Annotated in this window: 17 protein-coding genes; 3 read left to right on the top strand and 14 right to left on the bottom strand. The window is 63.3% G+C overall.

Annotation, left to right across the window (positions count from 1 at the left end):
- Window positions 1-66 precede the first annotated feature (66 nt).
- From AC0QU1_RS07765 to AC0QU1_RS07750, 4 genes are all read right to left on the bottom strand, one after another.
- Complete coding sequence (locus tag AC0QU1_RS07765) at window positions 67-810, bottom strand: class I SAM-dependent methyltransferase (RefSeq protein ID WP_483575678.1); 744 nt, start codon at window positions 808-810, stop codon at window positions 67-69.
- A 287-nt stretch (window positions 811-1,097) separates the two neighbouring features.
- Entirely contained in the window at window positions 1,098-1,526 is a 429-nt protein-coding gene (locus tag AC0QU1_RS07760; protein ID WP_483575676.1) for an NUDIX domain-containing protein, read from the bottom strand.
- 92 nt (window positions 1,527-1,618) lie between these two features.
- Window positions 1,619-2,407: a class I SAM-dependent methyltransferase gene (locus AC0QU1_RS07755; protein WP_483575674.1), complete on the bottom strand. Its 789-nt coding sequence runs from the start codon at window positions 2,405-2,407 to the stop codon at window positions 1,619-1,621.
- Window positions 2,404-2,631, bottom strand: a complete 228-nt coding sequence (locus AC0QU1_RS07750; protein ID WP_483616541.1) for an HAD hydrolase-like protein — start codon at window positions 2,629-2,631, stop codon at window positions 2,404-2,406. The genes AC0QU1_RS07755 and AC0QU1_RS07750 overlap by 4 nt, the downstream gene beginning before the upstream one ends.
- Before the next feature lie 111 nt (window positions 2,632-2,742).
- Here AC0QU1_RS07750 and AC0QU1_RS07745 point away from each other — a divergent pair, with 111 nt between their 5' ends.
- Entirely contained in the window at window positions 2,743-3,111 is a 369-nt protein-coding gene (locus AC0QU1_RS07745) for a hypothetical protein (protein WP_483575670.1), read from the top strand.
- 249 nt (window positions 3,112-3,360) lie between these two features.
- On the opposite strand, the gene AC0QU1_RS07740 is transcribed toward AC0QU1_RS07745, so the two are convergent.
- Together AC0QU1_RS07740 and AC0QU1_RS07735 are read right to left on the bottom strand one after the other, a co-directional pair.
- Window positions 3,361-4,287 carry a phosphotransferase enzyme family protein gene (locus tag AC0QU1_RS07740; protein ID WP_483575668.1) on the bottom strand — a complete coding sequence of 309 codons (927 nt, stop codon included), beginning with the start codon at window positions 4,285-4,287 and terminating at the stop codon, window positions 3,361-3,363.
- A 5-nt stretch (window positions 4,288-4,292) separates the two neighbouring features.
- Complete coding sequence (locus AC0QU1_RS07735; RefSeq protein WP_483575666.1) at window positions 4,293-5,579, bottom strand: NsdA family TPR-like regulatory protein; 1,287 nt, start codon at window positions 5,577-5,579, stop codon at window positions 4,293-4,295.
- A gap of 290 nt (window positions 5,580-5,869) precedes the next feature.
- Here AC0QU1_RS07735 and AC0QU1_RS07730 point away from each other — a divergent pair, with 290 nt between their 5' ends.
- A complete protein-coding gene (locus tag AC0QU1_RS07730) occupies window positions 5,870-6,145 on the top strand; it encodes a hypothetical protein (protein WP_483575664.1) in 276 nt (91 codons plus the stop codon).
- Window positions 6,146-6,198: 53 nt separating this feature from the next.
- Window positions 6,199-6,444, top strand: coding sequence for a hypothetical protein (locus tag AC0QU1_RS07725; RefSeq protein ID WP_483575662.1), 246 nt, complete (start codon window positions 6,199-6,201; stop codon window positions 6,442-6,444).
- A 152-nt stretch (window positions 6,445-6,596) separates the two neighbouring features.
- Here AC0QU1_RS07725 and AC0QU1_RS07720 read toward each other — a convergent pair whose 3' ends face one another.
- The 8 genes from AC0QU1_RS07720 to AC0QU1_RS07685 form a co-directional block, all read right to left on the bottom strand.
- A complete protein-coding gene (locus AC0QU1_RS07720; protein ID WP_483575660.1) occupies window positions 6,597-7,340 on the bottom strand; it encodes a class I SAM-dependent methyltransferase in 744 nt (247 codons plus the stop codon).
- A 139-nt stretch (window positions 7,341-7,479) separates the two neighbouring features.
- Window positions 7,480-8,193: a sulfotransferase gene (locus AC0QU1_RS07715; RefSeq protein WP_483616539.1), complete on the bottom strand. Its 714-nt coding sequence runs from the start codon at window positions 8,191-8,193 to the stop codon at window positions 7,480-7,482.
- A gap of 142 nt (window positions 8,194-8,335) precedes the next feature.
- Window positions 8,336-9,346, bottom strand: a complete 1,011-nt coding sequence (locus tag AC0QU1_RS07710) for a hypothetical protein (protein WP_483575656.1) — start codon at window positions 9,344-9,346, stop codon at window positions 8,336-8,338.
- 185 nt (window positions 9,347-9,531) lie between these two features.
- The gene (gene serC / locus AC0QU1_RS07705) at window positions 9,532-10,569 is read right to left on the bottom strand and encodes a 3-phosphoserine/phosphohydroxythreonine transaminase (protein WP_483616436.1); all 1,038 of its coding nucleotides are present in this window, start codon (window positions 10,567-10,569) and stop codon (window positions 9,532-9,534) included.
- A 92-nt stretch (window positions 10,570-10,661) separates the two neighbouring features.
- Entirely contained in the window at window positions 10,662-13,235 is a 2,574-nt protein-coding gene (valS, locus tag AC0QU1_RS07700) for a valine--tRNA ligase (RefSeq protein WP_483575654.1), read from the bottom strand.
- A gap of 434 nt (window positions 13,236-13,669) precedes the next feature.
- A complete protein-coding gene (locus AC0QU1_RS07695; protein WP_483575652.1) occupies window positions 13,670-14,635 on the bottom strand; it encodes a Gfo/Idh/MocA family protein in 966 nt (321 codons plus the stop codon).
- A 5-nt stretch (window positions 14,636-14,640) separates the two neighbouring features.
- Window positions 14,641-15,852, bottom strand: coding sequence for a hypothetical protein (locus AC0QU1_RS07690; RefSeq protein WP_483575650.1), 1,212 nt, complete (start codon window positions 15,850-15,852; stop codon window positions 14,641-14,643).
- A gap of 71 nt (window positions 15,853-15,923) precedes the next feature.
- Complete coding sequence (locus tag AC0QU1_RS07685; RefSeq protein WP_483616434.1) at window positions 15,924-17,132, bottom strand: NUDIX hydrolase; 1,209 nt, start codon at window positions 17,130-17,132, stop codon at window positions 15,924-15,926.
- Between the last annotated feature and the right edge of the window lie 252 nt (window positions 17,133-17,384).

Below are 17,384 nucleotides of genomic sequence, written 5' to 3'. Positions count from 1 at the left end.
CGACGGACGCATTGGCGACAGCGCAGCCCTTATCGATAGCAGTGTCATCGCGCGGATGGGTCAACGTCAGTTGCGCCGTGCGAGCAGGCTGAACGTGTTCGGGACACGCCCGTCCCATGCCGCAGCGGTAACGCCTCCGGGCCGCCAGAACGGCTCGGGATGCTCGTCCAGGTGCTCGATCTGGAAGCCCGCCCGCTGACAGGCCATGACAATCGCAGCGAACGTGTACTGCCGCTCTACGGCGCCATTGCCGGGGTAGGAGTCATTGACGTGCGAGCCCGCGAAGTAACCGCGGTCGGGGCGAACGCGGATCTCCTCGGCATCCCAGTCCCACAACGGCACCAGCGGATGCGCCTCGTAGACGTAGAACCAGCCACCCTCACGCAGCAGACGACGCACTTCCGCGAAGAACACCGACAGGTCGGGCACCCAGATCAGGGCGCCCTCGCCGGTGTAGACCAGGTCGGCGCTCCCGCTCTCGAGCCCGCTGTCAGGCATGATCGCCTGTGTGTACCGGCACGGCATCCCGAGTTCGTCGGCACGTCGCTGCGCGCTGGCTACGGCCGCCTCGCTGTAGTCCAGACCGTGCACGGTCCGCGCCCCCAGCCGTGCCAGCGCGATGTCGTCCAGGCCGTGCCCGCTCATCGGATGCACCACTTCGGCACCCTCGACGAGCCCGCCCAGCGCCTCGACCTCGACCGGCAGCAGCTCAGCGGTCCGAGCCAGCTCAAGATGCTCGGCGTACTCCTTCTCGTACTTGCGTGACGCGATCGCCCAGGCAGCCCGCGTCTCGTCCCCTGCAACATCCATGCCGCAACCATGCCACCCCCGCAACCGCCGACACACCCATTTGTCGGCTCGCGACCAGCGGGGCGCAACGGCTGAACCCGACCGGGCGCACGCTGGGCTACCGGAGGATCCCGACGGCCGCCGACAACACGACGCTCGATCTGCCCGACCTCTCGCCGAAGGAGCAAGCCGGGCTCGTCAACGAACGTGCCGAGAACTCACCTCCAGCCGAGTCGCTTGTCCGCCAATCGACCAGGCGCACGCAACGCCTCGCTGAGCTCATGGAGGCGGCTGGCGAGGCAGTACGGTCACCGGACCCAGGAACGCCAGACGGGTGTCGTGAACGCGCCGTCCAGGAGCGCATCCTTCAGCGCCCGCGGACGAACATCGCTGTCCGCTAGGCCCTCCACCGGCAGCCACTCGAACTCGAGGTGCTCCTCCCGGCTCTCCACGTCGGTCGACGCGATCTGCACTTCGAATACTAGGTTGATCTCGTGATGCACGGTCCCGTCTTCGGCATAGCCGTGCTCGATCACCCCGGCGAACCGAGTCACCTTGCCCTCGACACCGATCTCCTCGACAAGCTCCCGTAGGAGTGCGGTCTCGACCGGCTCGCCGGGTTCGACATGTCCCCCGGGAAGGAAGGACCACGCCTTTCCTCGCTGACGGACGACCAGGACCTTGTCGTCGCTGCGGATGATGGCTCGGGCGATCAGCTCGGTGGCTACGGCGTTCATGTGTTCTCTCTTCTAGTCAGCGATCAGGACGATCGAGGTGCTGGAGACCAGGCGTCCGACGTCCGGGCTGGTGAGGTGCGCCAGGAGGCGGCTCATGAGCTTCGCCGGCCGAGGCGGATGAGGAACTCGTTCTCCTCCAGGAAGGTGTCGTTATCGCTGAACTGCTTCAGGGTGGCGCTGACGGCATCCTCGAAGGCATCGAGCCTTTCGCCGAACAGGTGCGGCGCGGCGAAGGTGGTCGAGTACAGGTATCCCAGGATGCTCTCGCGGGTCCACGTCCTGGTCACCGGCACGCGTGCCTCCTCGACCAGGTTGAACGGCGACTCCTGGAGGATCTCGCTGTAGGGGCGGTCGTGGTGCTTGAAGGTCCCGGATCCGGCACGCCGCTGTTCGCCGAGGAAGTCCTTGATCACGGACTTCACCGCGACCTTCCAGTCGCTGCCGGCCGCCCAGAAGCTGTTGTCACCGAAGATCGCGACGACACCGCCCGGAGCGACCTGCTGGTCGAGACGGCGCAAGATCAGCTCCTGGTCGAGCCAGTGGAACGCCCGGCAGACCGTGACGAGCGCAGGCTGCCAGCCGGTCGGCGGCTCGTATCGCTCGGCCTCGCTCTCCGCCAGGACGAGCGACGTGCCGGCGGGCAGGTGCGGACGTAGTGCTGCGTCGGCGGTCTGGAGCATCTGGGGGTCGTTGTCGTTGGCGATGATGTCGTCGAACCGCCCGAGAAGGGCCTCGACCACCAGGCCGGTGCCGGTCCCGACGTCGAGGAGCCGACGGGGTGTCTGGTGCGGTGCGGTGGAGTCGAGGATGTCGGCGACCTCCTGCGGGATGCCCGGGCGGAACTGGCGGTAGTAGTCGGTGGTGCCGGTGAACAGGCTCATGGAGTGCTCCGTGGTGGTTCGTTGGTGATGGCAGGTGCGACCTGGCCCAGATCGCGCACAATCTGTACCCGGTCCGAATCGGCCAGGGCAGGGTCGGGCGTGATACGGCCACCGGAGATCCAGATCGCCCGCGCGCCCGCGTTCACGGCCCCGACGACGTCACAGTCCCAGTCGTCACCGACGTGGACCATCTCGGCGGTTTCGAACCCGCACAACGCGGCCACGGCAGTGAAGGCGCATGGGTCGGGCTTCCCGCCGTGGCTCAAGAAGTACTCTGCGGAGAGGGAGATCGAGATATGCCCGTACGACGTGTCCCCGACCTACGGAGAAGATCGATGACTGCCGTCTGGTACACAGCCGATTGGAACAGCTGGACACGTGAACCCGTGCCAGGGGATCAGTGGCTGACCGACAACGACGCTCAAGCCGAGTTCGAGTCGGCAGACGGTGACGGCCTAGACATCGTTGACGCCAGCCACGTCGATCCCGAAGGCCGGCCGCTCGCGAGGTGGGCCATCGGTTGGGTAGGCGCGGGCCCACGAGTGCGGTTCTTCAACGAGCACGGCACCGAAACGCGCCACGTCGACTACAAGATCATCGACGGACGCCTATGGCGCTGGATCACCGTCGACTACGAATACGCGGGACGCCGGCCAGTTCTACCGGCTCAACCAGGCCCGGCAGAGCGCCGAGGCCTCGGTTGAGCCTGAGGGCGGCGGCGAGTTCACCGTCATCGACTTCGCGACGGGTCGTGAGCTCTCCTCCGAGTTCGACGGCGCGTCCGTCGCTGCGCACTGGCTTGATCTCCCCGCGTTCGGCGATTGGACAGGGCTGGCGCGGTCTGGTCCGTCCGCGTATGAGATCGCTGGCCGCGACGCGGCTGTGTCCCCTGTTTAGCACCATGACGGACGGTGTCTGGTTCACGACAGGATGGAACCAGTGGACAACCCGGGTCAGGTGTACGTGGTCCAGACCGCGTCCATGTCGCTCGCGCGGAAGGTGTCGAACCGGTAGCGCCATTGCTCTCGGATCCGCGGGCTGGACCGAAGTGCAGGCAGCACGCTGGTGACGAGTTGGAGCTCGCGGACGCGGCGGAAGACGGGGAAGTTTGGCCAGTCGAGGATGTCTAGGCCGTACCCTTCGGCGAGCTGGCCGTGGTAGTCGATCGGGTAGTGGAATCGCAGTCGTCCGACGGCGGCTGGCGTCAGATCCCATTCACGCGGTCCGGTGCAGGTGGAGTCGAAGTCGCACAGCACTGGGCCGTCCGGGCCGGCGATGAGGTTGCCCGCGAACACGTCGCCGTGAATCGGGCCGGGCTCAAGGAGGAAGTCGACGTCGGCGAGGTCCGCTTCGAGTTCATCGGTGACCTCTGCGAGGTATCGCCGTTCGTCGTCGGTCAGGACATCCTGAGCCGCCAACCGGGTACGGACTGAGCCGAGCTGATCCCAGGCAGGCAGACCATCAGGTGCGTCGGGCAGGGCGTGGAAGCGTCGGGCGATGCGGCCCAGGTCGTACCCGGTGGGGCGAGGCCCGACGTCGGGAACCTGATACCACACGGTGACGGCGTGACCGTCCACGTCGAGTGGCTGTGCGACGCCTTCGAGGAGGCGGACGGTCGGCATGTCGTGCTTGGCCAGCCATTCGGCGACGGTCACGACCTTCGCGGCGCGACTCGCGATGGCGTCGGAGCCGGCAATGCGGATCACATACGGGTCGCGAGACAGCGCGAAGACCGCGTTGTTGGTGAACTTGATCAGGCGCGCCTTGGTTGGATCGGCGCCGATGTACTCACAGGTGCTGCGCAGTACTTGGTACGGCCAGTCGACGTCGTCGACTTGCTCCGGCTTGGAACGGGGGGTGCCGGTGGTGTTCGTGGTCATTGTCCTCAGACGGCGGGTTGCAGTTCTTTGATGCGTTGGGAGAGATCATCTGCCCCGACGCGCAATGGCTGCGTGTCGGCTTCGACCCGCAGCGGTTCGAGCCGGTCGATGGTACGCACCGACCGAACCGAGGCGGCGCCGTCGATCGCCTGGTGACCATAAGCGATTCCCTCGTCGTGAGCACCGATGCGTAGGTGAGCGACGGCCAGTGAGATGTGCTCGAAGGTCCTGCTGCGCGCCATCTCCAGGCCCCGGAGCCCGACCGTCGCGGTGACAAGGTCGATGGCGCGCTCCATCTCGTGGTCTTGAGGGTCCGGCAAGGACGTGAGAGCCGCACCAGTCACGGCATGCAGGTCCATCTCGCCGAAGAACCGCACCCACGAGGCCGCCTGATCGTGGTCTGCGGCACCGAACGCCTCGCCGGCCGCCGAGACGGCGTGTTCCATCTTGGGCCGATCTCCAAGGTAGGCATACGCCCATGCCATGTTGACCCACAGCATCGCGTCTGTGACGCCACAGGTGTCCTGGGCGACGAGCTGCCCGAGCTGGAAGAACCGCAACGCCTCTTTGCTCAGCCCACGGTGCAGGTGCAGGCGTCCCAGCCGGTAGAGGATGTTCGCCGCCAGCGAGTCGTCCCCAGCGTGACGTGCCTGCTCCAGCGCTCGGGCGAAATGCCGGCGAGCGGTGGAGAACATCCCGACGTCGAACGACGCCCAGCCCGCAAGATTGTGCAGATCGGCCAGCGCCACCAGCAGGTGCCGTCGTGTCTCGTCGGTCGCGTCGGCCGCCAGGAGTTGCTGGGACCAGCGCACCTGGGCTGCAATCGCATCCCTGCAGGCGCCTCCGCCGTGGGCGTAGTCGACGGCACGCATCGCGGCAGTCAGGGCCTGCACGTGTTCGACGTCGACCATCCCGATTCGTGCGGGAGCCGATGCCGTAACCCGATCGACCGGCTCGGCCCACGCCGGATCGGCACCCTGGTCCGGTGCCATGGCAATCGAGGCGAGCTGGCCCAGGAGCAGGCGGGCTTCGTTGCGTTCCTGACCGTCAGGCAGCACCTCGACGACCACAACGTCGTTGCCAGGTCCGAGAGTCAGCAGTTCGTCGAGGTCTTTCAGCGTGACCTGAAGTGCTTCGGCCAGGCTTGCCCGCACCCACAGGCCAGGCTCCATGAAGCCGGTCTCCCAGCGAGCAACGGTGGTGCGTTCGACGCCGCACCGAGCGGCAAGGGCCTCTTGGGTCAGGCCAAGAGCGCGGCGGCGCTGAGCGAGCCTACTGCGGCGGTTCCCCATGGCGCCCCCAGTAACGCGGCGCCGGTGCGCCGCTCGTGGTCGATCGTCTGGCCCGTCCACGGTATCGGCAGCGGGCTCTTGGATCTACGGCCCGGCAGGGTCGCGCACGAGACGCTACAAAGCCGCTACAGCCTCGCAACTCCCAAGCTCCGCGGTGGCATGCACGCTACGCACCCGCTACACGATCGCCGCCGCTACGCCCTACGGACAGGCTCGGTATGCCGATTCGATGGGAAGGGCCAGGAGCCCTTTCACCGACGTGGGCTCATGCGTCGAACCAGGAGCGAATCATGCAGACCACCACCCCATCGTTGCGTGACGTCGTCACGGTGCTCACCGAGATACTCGATGGCCTCGGCGAAGACCGGGTCGCCGGCCTCACGCTCATGCGCGGCAGCCTGCGGATCGAGCCGTCCGCTCTGGCCGACGGCACAACGATCGCCCGTGAGCTGGGCCTCGCCTCGCGCCTCGACCAGCCCATGGCGATTCCCGCGGTCACCGACTGGTCCGGAACCGTCGGCGGGCTGGAATGCCACGTCCGCGCACTGGCCGGAGCTGCGCTGTGAACCGGCAGCGGCCAGTCGCGTTGGGCTACGTCGCCGCAAGGGCCGCCACGGACATGGCCGACCAGCACGCCCTCGTGACCACCTACGCGTCTACCGAAGGGCTCGCCCTGGCGGACGTTCTGGACGACCACCGTGACGGGCTCACGATCAGCCAGATCGCAGACACCGCCCGCCAGCGCGGCGCCACCGCTGTCATCGTGCCCGGACAGTCGCGGCTCGCCAGCGCCTACGCACGCCTCGCCTACGAGCTCGAACAACACGGAATCCGGTGCGTGCTGATCGGCACGCCGGCCCCCTGACCGCCCACTGGTGCCCGGCCAGATCACAAAGCCGCCAATGTCAGCCGAATCGGAGATTGCTTCATGACCCAGCCGTCGGGTGACTATGCACATGAGAAGACCGACCCCTACGTTGCTCCTGAATTCGGCCCCACAACCAGCCCTCCATCACTTCAGTTGCGTTGTGCGAGCAGGCTGAACGTGTTGGGGACACGCCCGTCCCAAGCGGCAGCCTTCACGTCCCCAGGGCGCCAGAACGGCTCAGGATGCTCGTCCAGGTGCTCGATCCGGAAGCCCGCCCGCTGGCAGGCCATGACGATCGCCGCGAGCGTGTGCTGCCGTTCCACGGCGCCGTTGCCCGGGTAGGAGTCATTGACGTGCGAGGTCGCGAAGTAGCCGCGATCAGGGCGGACTCGGATCTCGTCGATATCCCAGTCCCACAACGGCACCAGCGGATGCGCCTCGTAGACGTAGAACCAGCCGCCCTCACGCAGCAGACGACGCACCTCCGCGAAGAACGCCGACAGGTCAGGCACCCAAATCAGGGCGCCCTTGCCGGTGTAGACCAGGTCGGCACACCCGCTCGTGAGCCCGCTGTCAGGCATGATCGCCTGCGTGTACCGGCACGGCATGCCGAGCTCGTCGGCGCGACGCTGCGCACTGGCCACCGCCGCCTCGCTGTAGTCCAGACCATGCACCGACCGCGCGCCCAGCCGTGCCAGCGCGATGTCGTCCAGACCATGCCCGCTCATCGGATGCACCACCTCGGCACCCTCGACGAGCCCGCCCAGCGCCTCGACCTCCACGGGCAGCAGCTCAGCGGTCCGAGCCAACTCAAGGTGCTCGGCGTACTCACGCTCGTACTTGCGCGACGCGACCGCCCACGCAGCCCGCGTCTCATCCCCCGCAACATCCATGCCGCAACCATGCCAGCCCCGCAACTGTCGGCACAGTCATTTGCTAGCTCGCGACCGGCAGGACTCAAAGGCTGATACCAGACGAGAGACAAGTGCGTACGCGATACCTGCTTCGCGATCCATGAGTACCCATCGAGCGCTAGCCGCACAGATCCACCGCACCGCCCGCCTTGAGTGTCGTCAGCATCGCGAATACGTCCGAAACGGCGCTCCCCTGGTCCTCTCGCAAGTTTGGCACTTGCGCGGGGGCGCGGGATCCTACCTGGAATCTCAGGTCACCAGAGGCGCTCTGCTCCGCGAAGGTGGGTCGAGTCGAGGCTCCGGTCGCGTGGGAGACGGCGAGGACGGCCGGATTCACCGCCGAGATCCCAAGGGACTCGAGTGATGCTACCAACGCCGGCCACCCACGTGAAGGATCGGATGCAAATTCGTCATACCGGAATACATACGTGTTCTCGGCTGGCAACTGTGCAATGTTGCGATAAAACCTAAGCCACAGATCGACACGCTCTGAAACGTTACTACCCGCCCATGCGAATCCTTGCTCGTACGATCTCTCGAGACTGGCACATACGCCGGATAGTTGTCGAAAGCACAGCAGAAATCGCGCCTCAGGCAAAACGTCCAATATTTCTTCGACTACGAGAAGATTCCAGGGGTCAGAATCGCAGCAGAAACGAGCCGGGTGCGCCGTCCGGTAGTAATCTCCGGTTGCCCGAGCCAGGAACCTCTGGTAGTCCGTTTTGTGCGGTGCAAGCGCACGGCCCCACCGCAACTTCCTCCACACTAGATAGATGCCGGCCAGTTCACCAAGATGATGAACCTCCGGAGAGCTCTCCAGCACGGCCCCCATCATGGACGTGCCAGACCGTGGGCTTCCAAGGACGAAGATCGGTGTAGACGATTGCATTTATACCTCCCGACACTCCCGGGGCGCTCGTCCAGAGAAAGACGCGCAGCGCCGTTGATCCGAGAATCGTTACGTCATGCCGAGATCAGGACCGATTCTGGGAAATCAGGCGCTCGACTATCTCCCTGCTCTCCAAGTCCAAATCAGACCGGTCCAGGATGCCTTGTGGCTCGAGACACTCGAGGCCATTCGACGGCCCGCTTTCCGCTTCGCAGATGAAGTATGCGCCACTCCGAAGTGTGACCGGCCCGAGTGTCGGCTCCGCAACCCGACCGCTCACACCGTACTCTGCGGCAAACTTCGCGGCACCAACGGCAAGGTCGTCCGACTCGATAAATGACCTGGCGATCCTGACGCTCTCATGCGAATCATCGCGATTAAGAACAATCTTTCCACCATGCCTAAGGATCATGCCGACACGAGGAGCGGCCAGATCCCAGTGCATGACAACGCGCTCATCAACCCACCTGACGTCAGTTCGACCGGAACTTCGATACTCGTCGACGAGCTGCTGGTGGATCGCCTCCATCAATCCGATCCCGCGAACAATGTCCGCTGTCGTCAGGTCGTCATACATCGATCCGGCCTTGCGCTGACCAAGTTGTTCGAGAAACGCAATAGTTTCGCGAGGCAGATATGTTCGATCCGCGAGATAATCCAGGGCGTCCCTCCACCCAAGTGCGAGGAACCCGTAAAAGGCTGCAACATACTCCATGCAGATCAGTGGTCCGCGAACGAACTCTGCCCGGCCATGCGGTGCAAGCTTCTCATCGAAGAGGAACTTGCGCATGAGGTATAGAAAGGAACCGATTACCCTCACCGCTTCGCTGCGCACGTCGCGCGGAGTCGGCGCAGCGAACTCTGCGAATACATTTCGCCCGAAGAGCGGTACTGCGGTCCGACTGGCCTGCAGGATGTAAAGAGCGGCACGATTCTTGTGCATGAAAAGGCCGTCGAGCGCCAGAGACGGATCGGCATCGCGAAGCGTATGGCAGTTAACGCTGATGGGATAGCCGAGGACCTGTTGGGCATGATCGCGCGCCCTCTGGATGGCGTTCGCAGCATACTCGGTCAGCTCGTTGACGACAAGAACCACGTCTGCATTGCTGTTCCGGTGAGCATATCCGCGCGACCGGCTGCCCATGAGCACTGCCCCTGCAACGGCCGGGGCCGCCGAAAATTCGTGCGTCAACTCCCGCACCATTTCCGCGTCAACGGTCCGCGTATTGAGCAGCTCCGATACTTGGAGTCCTACAGCAGCCAATTGTGCCCCCTGACATCCTATCGATGGTTTCGGTAGAACTGTCCCATGAATTCAACGAGGCGGTCGACGCCGGCTTGGGGAACGGAATTGAAGAGCGAGGCTCGCAGATGCCCTACTTTCCGATAGCCCAGCAGGCCGACCATATCGAGCGCCTGTGCCTCCGCCACGAAGCGTCGTTCCAGCTCTGGTTTGGTGAGCGCGAAAGTGACATTCACTAGTGATCGGGCTCCTGGGGCCACCAGGCCGCGGTAGAACCCATCCGAGCTATCGATCACGTCATATAACGCCGCCGCCCTCTGCGCCGAGCGTTGGGCAAGAGCGCCAAGCCCACCCTCAGCGGCACTCCACTCCAGCATCAACCGCAGCACATGCACAGTCGCCAGCGGCGGTGTGTTGTGCCGAGACTCCGCAGCAAGGTGGACTCGGTAGTCGTCAACCTCAGGCAGGGGCCGGACTGGATCGGGAAGGTCCCGGCGAACAACGACGACCGCAAGTCCTGGCGTGCCTAGGTTCTTATGGGTGGTCGCATATACAAGATCGTGTGAGCGCCAGTCCACCTGGCGCGTGAGGAGGTCACTGGAGGAATCACTGATCAGCCAGACGCCCTCAGGCCGCGCTGGAACAGTGGAGAACTGTGTTCCGAATTCGGTGTTGTTCGAGGTGTAATGCACATACCGAGCATTAGCGGCGAAGTCGAGATTGCTCACATCCGGCAGTGTTCTGTATCCCTCTGAGGCGCTCGAGGCAGGGACGTCGACACTGCCGTACGCTCGCGCTTCGGCAATCGCATACTCGGAGAAATAGCCGCTGCAAATGTAACTTGCGACTCCCTCGTTCCCGGGTAGGAAGTACTGAGGGATCATCGCGAACTGCCGCCGCGCGCCACCGTGGAGCATCAGCACTTCGTGGCTCGATGGGATCGCCAGAAGGCGCTTCAGCAATTCCCGTACGGCGGCCATCTCGTCCAGAAAGGCTTCCGATCGGTGGGGTATTTCAAGTACTCCCACGTCCGATCCTCGGAAGCTGAACACCGACTCCGCGAACTGCTCCTTCACTGGTGTCGGAAGCATGGCTGGGCCGGGCGCGAACGATACGATCGCGGTTCTGTTGCCCGATGCCGGTTCGTTATGAACCGCGAACCGCGCGCCTATGCCACACCGCCGGGTGCATGCTCGTCGTGCAGCGCCGGGGAGCCATGGACGTCAACCTCGGGGGACTCGGTCTCGACCCACTCGATGCCTCCGCGTACGCGACCGACCTCTTCGAGATCACTTGCTGCGCCCTTGGCGAGAGTAAGCGTCTCTGCAGGGCCTTGGACTCGCACATCGACAAGCTCGGTCTTCATAGACACTTTGGATCGTGACTTGAGGCCTCGGATTCCACTGAGCACGGCGCAGGCGGCATTGAAGAGCTCGGCCCTCTCCCCAGCCACTCCGGCCTCGTCTGCTGTCGGCCAAGAGGCAAGGTGCACGGAGGAACTATGCGACCAGGACCACACTTCTTCGGTCGCGTACGGCATGAAGGGAGCGAGAAGCCGAACGAGGACATCGATCGCGGTCGCCAAAGCGCTCCGTGCAGAGTCCGCGTCCGGGCGTGAGCTGTATGCGCGCTCCTTCACCAGTTCGAGATAGTCGTCGCAGAAGGTCCAGAAGAAGCGTTCGGTGCGCTCGAGGGCTGTCGTGTAGTCGTACGCGTCGAATGCCGCCGTCGCTTCTCCGATTGTCGTCCGAAGGCCGGCGAGCATCGAACGGTCGACGGGCTCAGTGACGTTGCCGCTTGCGCCCGCACTCAGCGTGAGCGCGAACTTTGCCGCGTTCAGGATCTTGATCGCGAGTCGCCTGCCGACCTTCATCTGCGATTCGTCGAAGGGCGAGTCCAAGCCGGGACGTGCCATCGCTGCGCGCCACCGGACAGCGTCCGCACCGAACTTATCGAGCGCCTCGGACGGCACGACGACGTTGCCGACGGACTTTGCCATCTTCTTGCGGTCCGGGTCCACAACGAACCCTGAAATCATGTGATGCTTCCACGGCAGGACGCCGTTCTCCGCCACCGAGCGGACGACCCGTCCGAAGAGCCACGTCCGGATGATGTCGTGGGCGTGAGTGTTCAGGTCCATGGGGAAGGTGCTCGCGAACAATGCGGGGTCACGCTCCCAGCCACAGGCGATCTGCGGTGTCAGTGCCGAGGTGGCCCACGTGTCCATCACGTCAGGATCGGCACTGAAACCTCCAGCCTTACCTCGCTGGTCGGCGGTGTAGCCCTCCGGCACGCTGATGGTGGGATCGATCGGCAGCCGGTCCTCGCTGGGCGTCAGGACTCGGTCATACCTGAGCTCACCGAACTCGTCGATGGCGTACCAGATCGGGAAAGGAACACCGAAATAGCGCTGCCGAGAAACCAACCAGTCCCCATGAAGTCCCTCGATCCAGTTCGCGTATCGCTGCTGCATGAAGGGCGGCGACCATTCCATCTCTGCGCCAAGATTGATGTACTTCTTGCGCAGCTCCGGATCGGTTCCGCCGTTGCGCAGGTACCACTGCCTTGACGAAACGATCTCAAGGGGCTTCTCGCCCTTCTCGAAGAAGTTCGCCATTCGTTCAGTGCTCTGCGGGGTTCCGACCAGGCTCTCGTCCTCGGTCAGGAGTGAGACGATCGCCTCCCGCGCGGAATGGACCGTCATGCCAGCGAGCCGGGCGAAGTTGTCGCGTCCCGCTTCAGGGATCCACTCCGGAACGTCCCGCGAGAGTCGGCCGTCCCGTCCAACGATTGTTCGAGTCGGCAGATCGAGCTCACGCCACCACTGCACGTCGGTCATGTCACCGAACGTGCAGCACATCGCGATGCCGGCTCCCTTGTCCATGTCGACACTGGCATGTTCGACGATCGGGATCTCGACTCCAAACAGTGGCGAAACAACCTTGCTTCCGACGAGATGGCCGAAACGTGCGTCGTCCGGGTTCACCACGAGAGCCACGCAGGCGGGAAGAAGTTCTGGTCGTGTGGTCTCGATGGTGACGTCCTGAACGCCATCTTGGCCGCGGAAGCGGATTCCGTAGAAGGTCCCTGGGTACGGGCGAGGCTCTACCTCAGCCTGTGCGACCGCGGTCTGGAACGTGACGTCCCAGAGGGACGGGGCCTCCGCAAGGTATGCCTCACCACGGGCAAGATTGCGGAGGAATGCGAGCTGCGAGACGCGCCGCGACTCGTCCGAGATAGTTGTGTACAGGTACGACCAGTCGACGCTCAGCCCGACTTGCTTCCACAGGTCTTCGAACGCCTTCTCATCGATGGCTGTCAGTTTTTCGCACAACTCGATGAAGTTCTGCCTACTGATCGGCACTTGCCTCTTCCGGTCAGGCTTGGCCGGCGGAACAAAGGCAGGGTCGTACGGTATCGAGGGATCACACCGCACGCCGTAGTAATTCTGGACGCGCCGTTCGGTCGGAAGGCCGTTGTCGTCCCAACCGATCGGGTAGAACACGTTCTTTCCGCGCATACGCTGGAACCGCGCGATCAGATCGGTGTGCGTGTAGCTAAAGATGTGACCAACGTGAAGCGAGCCAGATACCGTTGGCGGGGGCGTGTCGATCGAGAATACCTCGCCACGCTCCGAGCCAGTGCGAAAAGCGTACGTACCCTCTTCCTGCCACCGGTTCGCCCACTTCGACTCAAGCCCCTCAAGGGTAGGTCGATCGGGGATCTGGCCCAATTCTTCCACGATGATTTCAATCTCTCGTTAGTGATGCGAAATATTTCGGCCAATCAGGTAAGTCGGCACGGAAACAATTCGCTCTGACAGATGATCGGAGAAAGGCTAGCATGATGTACTCACCGAGGGAAGCCGTAGTCGCTCGGCGAAGCCCTAGAGCGCAACTGAGTGAGCACTTGTCTGCATGCTGGTCGAGAACGCTGGCGACAGGCGCCAGCAAGCTTCCCAGTCGACCGTCATCCAGGCCCGGACCCGACCGACTTGTCGAAACCCAGACAGTTCTTGACCTGCACGTTCGTGCGCCGATGCTCTTGCATGTGCATTGCGCATCGCAAGCAGCCGCACACTCGAGCCAACATCGCCAATCGGACGACGACACAGGGCCGGTATGCCAGGCCGCGAGACCAAATCGGATCCCACACCAGAGAAAGCGCCCGGGACCATTAAGTCATCGTGCCCACTCCGACGCCATTTGCGGAATCCATGGCTCTACTCGTAGGACCATTGTGATTCGTCAACAGTTCGAGGACTCTCACGACTTCGATCCCCGGGTTCTTCTCTTCGAGCCGCCGATGCGCGACGCGGTCGATAAATGTGTCGAGCATGCACATAAGAGGTTCCCGCTCTTCACCACGCCAACTGATCTGAGAACCACTATTCTTCACGACGACGGTTCGCGTGACATAATCGATCTCGATCGATCCGGCCTCGCCTTCGAGGTAAATATCTCGCACCCGTTCCGGTGAGTTACAGCTCACATGGAACTGCCCCAGCACGCCCGTATCCAGGACCACTTTCCCCTGGTACTCGACGGCGTTCGCCTCGCCGGGGACGAACGACGGAACACCCTCGTACCCCACGGCGACGCCACCCGCCAGGTCCAGGATGAGCGCCACGTCGTGTGGCGCGAGATTCCAAAGCGCGTCAACATCAGCGCGGCGCCTACCAGGCGCCAACCGCCGAGAGGTGATCTGCCTGACCTTACCCACAGCACCTGATCGCGAAAGGTCTCTCGCTACGGCGGTCAGGTCGCTGTGAAGGAACGTATGGTCCACCATCACGACTCGCCCGAGCGCTTCGGCTCTGTCCATGACCCTGCGTGCCTCAGCGAGGCTCAACGCAAGGGGTTTCTCGACCAGGATGTCGAACCCCATCTCGAGGGCGGAGATCGCGAGTTCACCATGGGCCGCAGGTGGTGCGGCAACGATAACGGCGTCGACGTCGTCGGCCATCCGACTTAGTCCGGACACGTCTTCGAACATCACGGCGCGTTTGTAGGTTGTCGCGGCGTCCTTTCGGTTCCTACCGTCGGGATCGACAACTGCCGAAAGCACAGCGTTATTGGACCGATCGACCGCACGCGCGAGATTGCGCCCCCAGTACCCGAACCCAAGAATTGCGACAGACATCCGCCTCATGATGGGACCACCCTTGCGCTGATTGTGTCTGGTGTTGTGCCAGTCAGAATCTTCAACGAAGTAGAGATCACGTCGAGAACTTCCTCCTTGTTGTGGCCACCGTCTTCTTGACACCGAGGGATTATCCGACGTGAGATCTGTGTCACTAAGTTCCTCAGCGCCGTGAATAGTCGACCGGGCTTCGTATCTATGATCGCTTCGTTCACGCGCAGGCGATGCTCGCTCGTCATTTCTCCGACGTCGGTACTTCCCGGACGGCAGTGTTGTCGGAGGTATCGGTCTACGTGGACCGCCTTGATGACAAGCCTCCGTGCCTCCGAAACTCTGAGCGAGGTCTGGTCAACGTCGCGCGTCTCATGTGCAGTAAGAAGTGCGCACCGGATTGCCGCACTTTCGATCGGATCTCCGACCACTGGCAGCGTCGCTCCGGCTCGGCGTGAGATCTTCCGCCCTTGCGTCAGGATCAAGCTGTGGGCGATGACTTCATCTACCGGCGACCTTTTGATCGTCATAGCCCAGAGTGGGAAATGGAACTTGCGAAGAATATCGATCCCGCTCACGAGGGTTATCGGGGCGTCGATACCCAGCCGATTCAGGACCAGTGGGTAACCTGCTGCCACGAGTCGCGCGTCGAGCGTTTCACTCGAGTCAAGTGGTGATGTGGGGCCGATCGCAAGTCCTGCATGCGAGACCCGAAGCCACTCGTAGCCGTCACGCAAGGCAATGAAACGGGATCTCGCGCTAGTCGACGACCACCTCCATTCGTCAACACGACCGATGATCTCGTTTCGATCAATGTGCAGGTACCACGCTGGAGTCGTGTCCGGCAGCAAAGGACCGCCGCAACGGAAGCACACTTCGTGCTGACTTTGAGGCAGGATGAGGTCACATCCACCACAACGGTCCTGTCGACGCGCAAGGTGCCGTATCCTTCCCAGTTCGGCGAGCTCAATGATCTGGGACTGCAGAGCTTCGAGTAATTGGGGATCGTCATAGCGGAGTGTCGGAAGTGAGGTGGGTGCGATCCGCCAGATCTCGGTGCCGTCCCGACCGCTCTGAACCGCCTGCTCGATGAACTCTTCACGTGAAAGCCCGGAGACCGAATAGTCGGCCTCGAACTTTCGTCCAGCGAGATTCCATGCCTCCGCTCGGTGGCCTCGACCGCCGGCAGCCGAGTGCGTCCGAGCCAAGGCATCGGCCAGGACCATCGACCGTATCGTGCCGATGTGCAACGCTGTCGGCGCCGTGGCAGGACTCATGAATATCCGGACGTCGCCGTTCATCGTCGCGTGGAGATCCCGGCGGAGTGGTGCGCATAGTGCTCGAGGACTAGGCGCGCCTCGGGTGTCAGGTTCGTTCGAAGTGCCGTGTCCAGTGGCTCGAGCGCGTAGTTGGTGTGCTCAGACAGGCTCACAACTTCACCCCGGCTGATGCTGCTGACGAATGGAAACGCAGCAAGACGGTCGGAGAGGAGCGGCCGACCGTTGCCAATGGGCTGGACTTCACACGCGAGTCCGGACTCCTCCAGCACCTCTCTCGGTGCCGCGTCCCAGGGCTGTTCTCCCGGCTCCAGGTACCCGCCCGGAATCGTCCACATGCCTGGGTACAGATAATCCGAGGGAGGACGGCGGAGCAGCAGGACTTTGCCCCCGATCTCGGTCACCGTCATCGCTGAGGATTGCGGCAGGCTCAAGTCCCAGTTTGGCGTGTTGGCTTCTCCGTCCCAGCGCACCTCGCCAATACCTCTGCGTGAGAACACTGCCGCTGCCCGCTCCCATACGTCACTGACAGCAGCGGCAGCACGTGCAGAGTCAAGTTCCGTGCCAAGCACTTGTCCACGGGCCAGCACTTGAAGACACGCTGCCTCGTCCGTGGAGATTTCATCGCTGCTTCTAAGCAGGTCAAGGGCGTCACGCACGTTTGCTGCCAGCACTCCGTGAAAGAGGGCAAGTCTCCTGATCGCCGCGACAGCTTCCTGTGCGAAGTTTGGCGCGATGCTCGATGTCGTCACAGCAGCGCCGCTGGCTAGAGCGACGAGCCGCCGCCCAACCGCGATCGCCTCTGCTCTAGCAGTTCTGCTGCCGGGAGCAGGAAGGTGTTCGAACGGCAGCTCTCCCCCCACCTGGACCATGACCGTAGTCAGCCACAGATCCTCAAGCGCGGACCCATCAGCGCGTGGGACGAGCGAGCGTGCTGCAGCGGTACGCGTGGCGACTGCGCCGTCCAGCACAAGAACGTTGACAGCTCGTCCCGTCTCGCTTGAGAGCAGAGCCACCTCTTGACGGATAGCGTGCCTGGTGTCATCACTGACCGGAAATCCTGGGCGGATGCTCAGAATGAGCGACCCAAGTGGCTCGCGGTCGGCTTCGCCGAAGGCGGGCAACCACCCCAAGGCGTCAACGTCGGGAAGCGACGCAAGGAATCCACTCCGCAGACGTGGCAGCCTTGACTCTGCGAGCGCTGGACTGAGCCTGAGACCAAGTGTCATGGCGATGTCTTTCGACGTGGGATTTGTTGGTCACCATGGAACCGACCCGTAGGAACACTCGACAGGGCATCGATGACGCTTCTCTGTAGCATCCGTGTAGCACCCACGGCTTCAATGCGACGGCAGGGCCTCGCAAACTGCTCTGGGACATCGCTGCGTGTCACGCTCCGGGCCCACCACAAGAACGTCACGGCCGTGCGCTCGTCTCTTCGAGAACCCTGTAGCAAGTTTGTGGCATCTGATGCCTGACCT

The sequence above is a fragment of the Promicromonospora noduliphila genome (assembly GCF_056951025.1).
The sequence above is the reverse complement of the archived record's forward strand: the minus strand, read 5'-3'. Positions and strand labels throughout refer to the sequence as shown.

Excerpts from the sequence above, each read along its gene's own strand:
- AC0QU1_RS07740 (WP_483575668.1), bottom strand. The coding sequence starts at position 4,287 with ATGACCACGAACACCACCGGCACCCCCCGTTCCAAGCCGGAGCAAGTC.
- AC0QU1_RS07695 (WP_483575652.1), bottom strand. The coding sequence starts at position 14,635 with ATGTCTGTCGCAATTCTTGGGTTCGGGTACTGGGGGCGCAATCTCGCG.
- AC0QU1_RS07720 (WP_483575660.1), bottom strand. The coding sequence starts at position 7,340 with ATGGATGTTGCGGGGGATGAGACGCGGGCTGCGTGGGCGGTCGCGTCG.
- AC0QU1_RS07735 (WP_483575666.1), bottom strand. The coding sequence starts at position 5,579 with ATGGGGAACCGCCGCAGTAGGCTCGCTCAGCGCCGCCGCGCTCTTGGC.
- AC0QU1_RS07765 (WP_483575678.1), bottom strand. The coding sequence starts at position 810 with ATGGATGTTGCAGGGGACGAGACGCGGGCTGCCTGGGCGATCGCGTCA.
- AC0QU1_RS07725 (WP_483575662.1), top strand. The coding sequence starts at position 6,199 with ATGGCCGACCAGCACGCCCTCGTGACCACCTACGCGTCTACCGAAGGG.
- AC0QU1_RS07730 (WP_483575664.1), top strand. The coding sequence starts at position 5,870 with ATGCAGACCACCACCCCATCGTTGCGTGACGTCGTCACGGTGCTCACC.
- AC0QU1_RS07745 (WP_483575670.1), top strand. The coding sequence starts at position 2,743 with ATGACTGCCGTCTGGTACACAGCCGATTGGAACAGCTGGACACGTGAA.
- AC0QU1_RS07755 (WP_483575674.1), bottom strand. The coding sequence starts at position 2,407 with ATGAGCCTGTTCACCGGCACCACCGACTACTACCGCCAGTTCCGCCCG.
- AC0QU1_RS07685 (WP_483616434.1), bottom strand. The coding sequence starts at position 17,132 with ATGACACTTGGTCTCAGGCTCAGTCCAGCGCTCGCAGAGTCAAGGCTG.
- AC0QU1_RS07690 (WP_483575650.1), bottom strand. The coding sequence starts at position 15,852 with ATGGTCCTGGCCGATGCCTTGGCTCGGACGCACTCGGCTGCCGGCGGT.
- AC0QU1_RS07760 (WP_483575676.1), bottom strand. The coding sequence starts at position 1,526 with ATGAACGCCGTAGCCACCGAGCTGATCGCCCGAGCCATCATCCGCAGC.
- AC0QU1_RS07715 (WP_483616539.1), bottom strand. The coding sequence starts at position 8,193 with ATGGGGGCCGTGCTGGAGAGCTCTCCGGAGGTTCATCATCTTGGTGAA.